Below are 10272 nucleotides of genomic sequence, written 5' to 3' on the forward strand. Positions count from 1 at the left end.
CCGTTGCGCGTATAGCTTGTCAAATCTATTACAAAATGCTGTCCTACGCAAAGCAGGATTAGTTAGACCGGGAATACCTCCCGGAAATTTCCGGGAGGTTTTTTTTAAATAAAAAAATGACAAAGGAATTACTCATAAAATTTTTGAACGACCATTGTACAGATGAAGAGTTGAAACAGGTGGTACAATGGATAAAAGAAGACTCACTCAGCTCTGGCAGTAAAGAATGGGGTTACGGGGAATGGGAAAGTATTGAATACCAGGAAAACGAGAACCTGCCGGATGATGAAACGTTCCAATCTCTGCTTGACAGGGTCCACCACAAAATTAATATTGCGAACTATAATAAACCGTATAAGCCGGCTGTCTTGTTTACGACCTGGCTGACAAGAGCCGCTGCCATTTTGCTGGTACCGGTTCTGGCATTTCTTATTTACACCCTTTCTCAGGTTCCGGCGAATAACTCCCAATACTCAGACTTGACTATTGATTCTCTGGAGATAGTTGCTCCTACCGGCTCCAAAACATTCATACAATTTTCAGATGGATCGGAAGTTTTCCTGAACCACGGCAGTAAATTGAAATACCCGCAAAAATTTACAGGTAACACAAGAGAGGTTATACTAACCGGAGAGGGATACTTTAAGATATCCCATAATCCCGAAAAACCGTTTATTGTTAAAACCAAAAACCTGGATATAAAAGCACTGGGAACAACTTTTAACGTGCATGCTTACCCTGACGAAAATATTGTTGCCACTACCCTGATTGAAGGAAAGGTGATGCTTGAGCGAAAAACATATTCCCAAAGGAAACAAACCATTGGGGCTATGGTGCCCGGACAGCATGTGAGTTATAAACCCGGTACAGGGGAGGTTTTCAGTTCGAAAGGAGACATCGAAAAATACATTTCGTGGAAAGACGGTAAGCTCATATTCAAACGGGACAGCCTTGTTCAGATTGCAGACAGGCTAAGCCGGTGGTATAGTGTCGATATTGAAATAACCGATGAAGCAGCCAAAGAATTTACCTATACCGCTACCTTTGTGGATGAACCCTTATTCCATATTCTCGCATTGCTGAAAGATGCCGCCCCCATTGACTACAGACAAATACCCCGTAAACAGCTACCCGACGGAACATTTTCAAAACAAAAAATTATTATTGAAAAAAGGAATTAACCAATAAAATATTGAGTATCTAATCAAAAAAATTAAACGCCTATGAAAGTAAACTTCTAACAAAAAACAACAGGGAAATGCGCTAACATTTCCCCGGTATTCGTAAAAAAACACCCCTGTATGATGGAACAGGGTATTTTCTAACTAAAAACATTTACAAAAGTATGAAAAATTTTAATGAGAAGATCATGGGGAATTTTCATGTCTCCCATGCTTTAAAACTATTGATGGTTATGAAGCTGACACTTGTACTTATATTGGTATCTACCCTCAGTATTTATGCCAACTTATCGTATGCACAAACTAAAAAGCTCACTTTAAAAATGGAAGATGTAAAAGTAGAAGACGTACTTTCCAACATCGAAAAGCAAAGTGAGTTTTACTTTTTTGTTTACAGTGAAAAAGTTATTGATGTGGAGCGAAAGGTTTCAGTTGATCTGGAAGGGCAAAATATTGAAAAGGTACTCAAAACTGTTTTTGCCGGCACCGATGTGACGTATTCCATAAGGGACAGGTTAATCGTGCTATCCACACCTAACGTATTTGAAAATACTTCCCGTACCGCGTGGCAGCAGGTCACCGTTTCCGGAAAAGTTACAGATAACAGTAACCAACCCTTACCCGGTGTAACGGTGATAATAAAAGGAACAACCCAGGGAACGGTTACCAATGCCGATGGAGAATATACTATAACGAATATCCCGGAGAATGCCATACTGCAATTCTCTTTTGTGGGAATGCGGGCACAGGAAATAACGGTTGGAAACCAAAAGACTATAGATGTAAAAATGGAGGAGGAAACAATTGGGTTGGGAGAAGTAGTTGCCATTGGATATGGGACGATGAAAAAAAGTGACCTGACGGGCTCTGTTGTAAGAGTTGAAATGGAACAAAAAGAAAACCAGGCAAACGTTAACCTTCTTCAATCTTTGGCCGGAACCTCGGCAGGGGTGAACATTGAGGGAAGAGGCGGCGCAGGGAGCGAACCTGCCTTTTCTGTCAGGGGACAAACATCATTATCGGCAAGCAACCGTCCGCTTATTGTTATTGACGGAATTATTTATAATGGATCCATCGCTGACATCAACATCAATGATGTGGAATCTATAGATATTCTTAAGGATGCCAGCGCTGCGTCCGTTTATGGGTCCAGATCGGCCAATGGTGTAATGATTATTACCACTAAAAAAGGAACCTCTGAAAGTCCCGTGGTCTCATTCAACATGTATTATGGATTTCAGGACATGACCAACAACCCAATGCGGGTTATGAATGCGGATGAATTTGCAGTCAGGCTGGTTGACTGGAGCCACCAAAACCTGGTTTACCAGTGGTACACCACAAATCCAACAAGCGCAGCAGGAAGGCCTGTCCGCCCGGATGTTACAAACCGCGAGCTCGTAGCTACCTACTTAAAAACACAGGAGGAAAAAGACAATTACCTGGCAGGAAATGAAATTGACTGGGTAGATGAAGTGCTGCAGATAGCTCCCATGCAAAATTATAACCTAAGCCTCTCGGGAAAAAGCGGTGAAAAGGTTAATTATTTTGTATCAGGATCCTATACAGATGTGGAGGGAATTCAACTAAATGATAAATATGAAAGATTTACCCTGCGCAGTAACCTGGTGAGTGAAGTGAATGACTGGCTCTCCTTGTCTATCAACACCTCCTATTCTTATATGGATAATTCGCGTGACAATAATTCAAGTATAAATATCGACAATGTTGCGTCCCTTGGCAATGCAAGAGTTGCAAGTCCCCTTGTAAATAATTTTATCGGAGAACCTTCGTACGATATTTACCTTGGCGGGGAATTATTTCAACCCTACCCACTGGTTTATACATACATCGACAATTCAATCACCAGGAATCAACTGCATCTTATTGGCAACGCCAAAATAAAAATTCCATGGATTGAAGGATTGACAAATGAGGTTAACTATTCCAACATGTACACTCAGGTAGATAACAATGCTTATCATAATTACAATACGCCTTCAGGAGTTTCAAACAGGGGGCTTGCAGAAAAACATCCTTCCAGGAGCAGAGACTGGATTCTCAATAATATTGTAACATATGCCAGGACTTTTGGCGACCATCAACTGAATTCAACGTTGCTTTTCAGCAGGGAAGGCAGAACAGGAGATGCTTCATCGCTTAATGCAGAGGGATTTGACAACCAGGCCCTGGGATATAACAATATGGGGTTGGGAGAGGTTTCAACCGTTTCTTCTTCTGCATGGGAAGAAAACAGCCTTTCGTATATGGCCCGGTTAAATTATAGTTACAAATCCAGGTACATGGTTACAGGGACTATTCGAAAAGATGGTTTCTCCGGATTTGGAGCAGAAAAAAAATGGGCAACCTTTCCTTCTCTTTCACTGGCCTGGGTATTCTCTGATGAATCATTTTTCAGCGACATGAATTTTTACTCCAAGCTGAGAGTTTCATACGGGAAGAACGGAAACCAGGGAATCGGACGTTATTCCAGCTTATCGAGAATGGGAACCCGATACTATGTTTTTGGCCAGGCTACAGCTATCGGCCTTTATCCTTCCACTTTGGGAAATGCTGATTTGGGTTGGGAAACAACTGAATCGTATAATCTTGGGGTAGATTTCGGATTTCTGAACAATAAAATAACAGGGTCAGTTGACGTGTATACTGCGGAAACGAAAGATGTGCTGGTTGAAAGGCAACTTCCCCGGGCAGCGGGATACAGCAGTGTTTGGGCCAATATCGGAGGCCTTAATAACAAAGGGATTGAGCTTGAGGTAAGGTCGGTTAATGTAGATAACGGCAATTTTAAATGGGAAAGTAGTTTTATATTTTCGCTTAACAGAGACAAAATCACCAAGCTTTACGGAGAAAATGATGATGCGGATATAGGAAACCAATGGTTTGTCGGAGAACCCATAAGCGCCATTTATGATTATAAAATGGCAGGGGGAGTATGGACAGAAGAAGAATTCTTTGCCGGAAAGATTCCATTAAAAGGCTGGTATCCGGGGCAGTTCAGATATGTCGACCAAAACCGCGACAGCCTGATCACTCCGGACTATGACAGGACAATTATTGGATACGCTGCACCAAGTTACAGGTTTAGCATAAACAATACCTTGTCATATAAAAACTTCGGTTTAACTTTTCTTATTAATTCTATACAGGGAGGCGACAAATATTATTTAGCGGATAATGCGACGAATGTAAGTCCACGCTTTTACATGCAACACCGGATGAATAATTCAGCGATCAACCCCTATTGGAGGCCCGATGCCCCCACTACCAATACCACAGGAATTTATAACAATCCTCCCCAGGAGAGTGGAATTTACCAGAGCAGAAGTTTTGTCAGGCTTCAGGATATTACACTTTCCTATAACCTTGGACAGAATCTACTGGATGCCCTAAAACTCCAGAAATGCCAGTTTTATATATCCAGTAAAAATCCGTACGTCTGGACGAAGTGGCAGGGCTGGGATCCTGAGACAGGAGCAAGCGATACGCCACTCATGAGAAACATTATCGCTGGTATAAGGCTTAGTCTGTAATTTTCTATCCAAAATCAAGGAATTATGAAATCAAAAAATAATAAAGTGATGAAAGAATATTTTTATTCGTTTACCAAAAAGTGTTTATTGACTGCAGTCATCCTGCTGTTAATGTTGCCTTCTTGTAACGAAGATATACTTCAGGAAAAACCGCTTGACTTTTTCTCTCCTGACAATGCTTTTCTGACAGAACAGGGAGTAGTGCAGGGGATTGTTGCGCTCCACGACCGTGTGCGTTCAGCCTATTATTCATTTGGTGAGTTTGGTACGATGAGCTGGAGGGTTCATGGAAGTGATTTGGGTTATATGGGAGAAGCCCCTCAGCACAATACGTATTATATCAACAGCTACCAGGATGTAAACCCGATCAGAAGGTACGTTGTAGACACCTGGAATACAGGCTTTCAAATTATTCAATGGGCCAATGTACTTATTGAAAAAATTGGGGAACTGGACGCAGGGATATTTCAGGACGGAGAAGCCGGAAAGAATCTGTATTTAGGCGAGGCAAGATTCTTCAGGGCTTTTGCATACCGGTACCTTGTTTCAACTTATGGTGATATTCCACTTCTGAAAGAGCCGGTTAAAACGGCCAAGGCTGATTTTGTCAGGGACCCGGTATCGGAAATCCATAAACTGATGGAAGAAGACTTCAAATTTGCATCAGAACATTTACCCAATCCCGGAGATGAGGCTGCGCCCGGCAGAATCACAAAAGGACCGGCATTGCATTATCTTGGCGAAACATACCTGGAAAAAGGGGAACCTCAGTTAGCTGTTGATGCACTTACTAAAGCAGTTGATAATTTTAGTTACGACCTGATGACCGAACGTTTCGGTAACCACCTCGATAAAGACATATTTGGCTCAGGAGATGCTTACTATGATCTTTTTGGATACGAGAATCACAATCGGACTGAAAACAAAGAAGCCATGTGGGTTATTCAGGTTGAGCCTTTCATACAGGGCGGAGGATTTGTTCAGGGTGCTTATATTTTCGGTCCCCGTTATTTTGATATCGGACTTACTCCTGACGGGTACCAGGCTATTCTGGGTACAATTTACGATGGCAGGCACACCGGATATTCGGATACATTGAGTAGGGGAACAGCTAATGTGCGCGGTTCCAGCCTTGTTTATTATACCATTTGGCAAAGCGACTGGGACAACGACACCCGTAATGCGGAGCACAATCTAAAAAGAAACATTTATTTCGATAATCCGGCCTCGGCGTATCATGGACAAAAAATCGATTTTAGCCTGTATGATCCGCCCCGCCCGAATCCGTTGGAAGACACAACAAAATGTCTCTTCCCTGTACATACCAAATTCCTGGATCCTTTAAATTATTTCGAACAGCCCAACAGAGCGGGTGGAGGAAGGACTCACAAAGACTGGTACGCCCTGCGTTTTGCAGAAACACTGTTGCTCCGTGCAGAAGCCTATCTCGGAATAAGCAAACCGGATTTGGCCGCTGCTGATGTAAACAGGGTAAGAGCCAGGGCAAATGCAAGCCCGGTATCTTCAGCTGCAATAGACATAGATTATATTCTGGATGAAAGGGCCAGGGAACTTTATGGAGAAGAATGGAGGCTCATTATTTTGCGGCGCACAAACAAACTCGTAGAAAGGGTTAGAAAGTACAATGACAACCCTGTCCTTCCGGGAGCTGATATAGAACCACATAATGTATTGTGGCCTATTCCGCAAAATCAAATCGACCTGAATGTGGATGCTGAATTTCCACAAAACCCTGGTTACGAATAGAACGTAAGATGTAGAAACAATTGGCCAAACCAGATAAACCTGGGCCGATTGTTTTAAGAGGGTATCAACTGTTTGGATGCATCCTGAATCAGGATAAATCCAAACAGTTGATTCTAACCCGGGAACAGATGGGCAGGTACCGAAAAACGAATGGGAGTTTGTTTTTCTTAACACAAAGAAAAATTTAAATTATCGGTTATGAATAAATACGACAACATGCACATTAAATTCTCTGCTGGTTTTCTTTATGTATTTCTTTTGACGTTGGCAGGACTGACTTTGGGTTTTCCCGTGTCCGGAAGTGCCCAAACCGCTCCGTTAAAACTCTCCACATTCGACATTGATGTCACCCCGCCAGTTGGTCATGACCTGGCCTACGATCCAATGATCCAATCGTGGGACATGGGGTTGCGTGCCAAAGGCGTTGTGTTGTCCGGAGCAGGGCAACCCATTGTATTGGTAGCAATTGACTGGATTGGCATTGATGATGCATGTTACGACGAATTTAAACGTGCCCTTGCCTCGGCTGCCGGCACAGTGCCCGAGCGGGTGGCAGTGCACACCATTCATCAGCACGACGCACCAAGAGGCGATATACAAGATGATTTTGTTCTTGCAGCAATTCACCGCCTGGAAATGGCTGTGGTTCATTCGCTGGAAAACACCCGAACGGTCACACACATCGGGCTGGGCGAAGCAGAAGTATATAAAGTGGCTTCCAACAGGCGTATCCTGGACGTGAAAACCGATACGGTGCGGGCTCCCCGCTTCACCACCTGTCGTGATTCCGCTTTACGGGCAGAACCCGAGGGAGTAATTGACCCGATGGTGTCGGCTATAAGTTTCTGGGAAGATGAAGAGCCGATAGCCGTTATGAGCTTTTATGCGACACATCCGCAAAGCTATTACCGCACCGGGATACCCAATCCTGATTTTCCCGGCATTGCCCGGTTTTTTCGTCAGCTCGCTGTACCCAATGCGTTACACATTCATTTTACCGGTGCCGGCGGTAATATTGGTGCGGGCAAATACAATGACGGCGCTAAAGAAAACAGGCTCATTCTGGCTGAACGGTTGGCTGATGGCATAAAACGGGCCTGGGAGTCCACTGAATTGCAGCCAGTTTCAGCAAATGCTATCCACTGGGGAGTAAGGCCGGTTGTTTTACCTGCCGATACTACCAAAAACAATATCTATGTGGAACGATACAAATCCGGAAAGGCAAAGATTGATATCCAGTGTCTTTCGCTGAATAACAATGCATCTGTCCTGTTTATGCCGGGAGAGCTGTTTGTGGAATACCAGTTGGCAGCCAAAAAAATGCGGCCAGACCTTTTTGTTACAATGGCCGCTTACGGTGATTACACCCCGGGATATATTCCAACTGTTGCCGCTTTTCCGCAACGGGGGTATGAAGTTGTTGTTTCCAAAGTAACACCCGAATCCGAAAACATATTGATGGAGGCAATGCACCAACTTTTAAACACCGGGCCCTGACAATCAAAATTTAAAACTTAAAAAAACGAACAAACCCTTTCTGAATTTCAGCCTGAAATAAACAAATTACTTATCTGCTAACGAATAAATAAATTATGAGACCTATATCTTTATTTGCCCTTTCCATTATAATGTTTGGGGCAGGATGTGTTGATTCAAACAAAAAAGAAACAAACGGCTCCGCTGTTACGGAAAAAAAACAATTAACCGCCCAACATTACTACTCAGGTTTTCCACTGGCCCACGACACCTACAACACCATTACCACTGCCAGCGACGGACGGGTTTACTACTGCCTCTCCTCCCAGTCGATTGATATCGGCGGACAATACTACGTGTACGATCCCAAAACTGATAAAATAGAACACCTGGGCGACATCACAGAAATATGTGGAGAAGCAGGTGCCAAAGCCATTCCGCAGGGAAAGTCTCACTCCAATTTTTATGAAAGTAAAGGAAAACTCTATGTATCTACCCATGCCGGGTACTATGAAATGATTGACGGCATGGAGATGATGGTTCAAAACGCGCCCGAAGGTTATAAACTATATCCCGGGGGACATATCGTTTCCTATGATTTAGCCACCGGCAAGTTTGAAGACCTGGCCATCCTGCCACAAGGGGAAGCCATTGTAACCATGACAATGGACACCCTGCGCCAGCATATTTATTCCATTTCATGGCCTTACGGATACCTGTTCCATTACGATGTAAAAAAAGATGAATTAAAAAACCTCGGAAAAGTATCTGCCAACGGAGAAGCCGGGAAGCCGGGAGAAGACTACCGCGTGTTGTGCCGTTCCATGGTGGTTGACCCACGTGACGGGATCGTTTACTTCTCTACCTCCGAAGGGGACATTTTATCTTACCATCCCGATTGGGATTCTATTAAAAAAGTTGAGGGCGTAGATTTGAAGCTCGACTATTTTGGGAAATACGACCCCACCCGTCCCGGCAGTATGCAGTACAACTGGAGGCGTATTGTCTGGTACCCCGAAGAAAATGTGGCTTACGGAGTCCATGGGAATTCCGGGTATTTATTCCGGTTCGACCCCAAAGAAGCAACCGTCGAAATTGTGCAACGCATAACTTCCGAACCATCTCAAAAAAGCGGGATGTTCGATTATTTTAGTTACGGCTACCTGGGATTTGACCTTGGCCCTGACGGGGAAACAATTTATTACCTGACCGGCGGTCCCATATACATCGACGGGAAAAGGGTGAAAGGTGTTGAGGAAATAGCCATGGGGGCAGCGCGCGGACTTGAAAACCTTCACCTGGTTACCTTCCACATCCCTACCAATACTTACACCGACCACGGGCCCATATTTTATGAAGATGGTAGCAGGCCAATCTATGTAAATTCAATTGCTGTCGGAAAAGACGGAACGGTTTATACGCTGGCCAGGTTTAAACACGAAGGTAAAGAAATTGAAGATTTTGTAAAAATTCAAAATCCCTTTGGAAACCAATAACCGGAGAACAGCCATCGTAAAAAATGTTTGTTTGACATTTATAACAATGACTAAAAAATAACTATCTTAAAAATAAAAAAATGAAAGCAAAAAATTTCACCAGAAGAAAATTTGTAGGGACTGTCTCTGCCAGTACCCTTGGGGCAGTAGCAATAGGTAGTATCCCTGCATTTGGGGCAACAAAAACAAGTAATAAGCTGGCCATCCTGGGCGGCAACCCGGTGCGTCAAAATAAAAGCTGGCCCGATTGGCCCTATGTCGATAAAAATGTAATGGATTCCATTGAAAAAACAACACAAAGCGGTATTTGGTGCCGTATCCAGTCAAAAGACGGAACGGTACCTACTTTTGAAAAAGAGTATGCCCGGATGATGGGTGTCACCCGCTGTGTGGCAGTGGGCTCAGGAACCCAGGCTCTCCACACGGCTGTGGAAGCCCTCGGACTGGGGCCCGGCGACGAGGTAATCACCTCTCCCTATACCGACCCCGGTACCATTGCCGCCATCCTTTCGGCCAGGGCACTGCCCGTGCTTGCTGACATTGACCGTTATTCATTCCAGGTAGACCCCGACGATGTGGAACGCAGGATTACAAAAAATACCAAAGCCATTATGCCGGTGCACATGATGGGGCAACCTGCCGATTTGGACCGCTTCCTGCAAATTGCCCGCAAGTACAACCTCTTTCTCATTGAAGATGCCTGCCAGGCACACTTTGCAAAGTTCCGCGGTAAAATGCTTGGCTCAATTGGCGACATCGGATGTTTCAGCCACCAGTCCTCCAAAGTAATCTCATGTG

Annotated in this window: 6 protein-coding genes; all 6 read left to right on the forward strand. The window is 44.0% G+C overall.

The features are described from left to right. The first annotated feature begins 116 nt into the window (after window positions 1–116). Window positions 117–1181, forward strand: a complete 1065-nt coding sequence (locus D1164_RS15875; RefSeq protein WP_119348450.1) for a FecR family protein — start codon at window positions 117–119, stop codon at window positions 1179–1181. 233 nt (window positions 1182–1414) lie between these two features. Next, window positions 1415–4735 carry a TonB-dependent receptor gene (locus tag D1164_RS15880; protein WP_172594321.1) on the forward strand — a complete coding sequence of 1107 codons (3321 nt, stop codon included), beginning with the start codon at window positions 1415–1417 and terminating at the stop codon, window positions 4733–4735. Window positions 4736–4759: 24 nt separating this feature from the next. Beyond that, a complete protein-coding gene (locus D1164_RS15885; RefSeq protein ID WP_119348452.1) occupies window positions 4760–6502 on the forward strand; it encodes a RagB/SusD family nutrient uptake outer membrane protein in 1743 nt (580 codons plus the stop codon). Between the two features lie 198 nt (window positions 6503–6700). Next, window positions 6701–7999: a hypothetical protein gene (locus D1164_RS15890; protein ID WP_206610904.1), complete on the forward strand. Its 1299-nt coding sequence runs from the start codon at window positions 6701–6703 to the stop codon at window positions 7997–7999. 95 nt (window positions 8000–8094) lie between these two features. Continuing rightward, a complete protein-coding gene (locus D1164_RS15895; protein WP_206610905.1) occupies window positions 8095–9474 on the forward strand; it encodes a hypothetical protein in 1380 nt (459 codons plus the stop codon). An 80-nt stretch (window positions 9475–9554) separates the two neighbouring features. Next, window positions 9555–10272: DegT/DnrJ/EryC1/StrS family aminotransferase (locus D1164_RS15900; RefSeq protein WP_119350885.1), on the forward strand; the 718-nt coding region annotated here is incomplete at its 3' end.

Source organism: Mariniphaga sediminis (assembly GCF_003573545.1).
GTDB classification, from domain to species: Bacteria; Bacteroidota; Bacteroidia; order Bacteroidales; family Prolixibacteraceae; genus Mariniphaga; species Mariniphaga sediminis.

What these genes read in the sequence shown, in the direction of transcription:
- D1164_RS15875 (WP_119348450.1), top strand. Translation starts at nt 117, where the DNA reads ATGACAAAGGAATTACTCATAAAATTTTTGAACGACCATTGTACAGAT.
- D1164_RS15880 (WP_172594321.1), top strand. Translation starts at nt 1,415, where the DNA reads ATGAAGCTGACACTTGTACTTATATTGGTATCTACCCTCAGTATTTAT.
- D1164_RS15885 (WP_119348452.1), top strand. Translation starts at nt 4,760, where the DNA reads ATGAAATCAAAAAATAATAAAGTGATGAAAGAATATTTTTATTCGTTT.
- D1164_RS15890 (WP_206610904.1), top strand. Translation starts at nt 6,701, where the DNA reads ATGAATAAATACGACAACATGCACATTAAATTCTCTGCTGGTTTTCTT.
- D1164_RS15895 (WP_206610905.1), top strand. Translation starts at nt 8,095, where the DNA reads ATGAGACCTATATCTTTATTTGCCCTTTCCATTATAATGTTTGGGGCA.